The organism is Cereibacter changlensis JA139 (genome assembly GCF_003034985.1).
GTDB lineage: Bacteria > Pseudomonadota > Alphaproteobacteria > Rhodobacterales > Rhodobacteraceae > Cereibacter > Cereibacter changlensis.
Map to the genome: position 1 here is coordinate 1 of NZ_PZKG01000431.1, position 519 is coordinate 519.

Sequence of the window (519 nt, forward strand, 5' to 3'; positions counted from 1 at the left end):
ACGAAGCGCTCCTGGCGGCCGAGCTTCTTCAGGAGCGCCGGCGACCATTCGGCGAAGCTGATCTCGGCGGAAAGGCCCTCCATGCCGACATCGATGCCGACCGGGCCGTCCATGCCCGCGCCGCGATGCGCCTCGGTCTGCAGCTTCACCGCCGGCAGCTTGGCCTCGGTGGCGAGGCCGAAGTAGCTGATCCCGTCGACGAAGGCGTTGAAGTTCTTGATGACCCGCGGCAGCGCCATGTGATGCTCCTCACTGAGCGCCGGTGACGGCGGTCACCAGCTCTTCGTAATAATCGCCGTTGCGCCGGGCCTGCAGCGTCAGGTGCTCCAAGGGCGCGGGCGGCTCGATGTCGAAGTCGAGATAGAGCTTCCCGGCCTTCAGCGTGGCCTCGGTGTTCAGCTCCGGGTCGATCCAGACATTGCCGCCGAGGATCGCGCCGCGGGCCTTCAGCGTGGCGAGATAGGCGGCGACGCTGTCGCGGATGTCGCGCAGGAGCTGGGCCGAGAAGGGCCGGTCCAT

Annotated in this window: 2 protein-coding genes; both read right to left on the reverse strand. The window is 67.6% G+C overall.

Annotated features, from left to right (window positions below; translation table 11 throughout):
* A partial coding sequence (locus C5F48_RS24515) for a phage major tail tube protein (RefSeq protein ID WP_181247798.1) occupies positions 1 to 239 on the reverse strand: 239 nt, incomplete at its 3' end.
* Positions 240 to 249: 10 nt separating this feature from the next.
* Positions 250 to 519, reverse strand: a 270-nt coding sequence (locus tag C5F48_RS24520) for a phage tail sheath C-terminal domain-containing protein (protein ID WP_308812786.1), incomplete at its 5' end; no start/stop codon positions are given.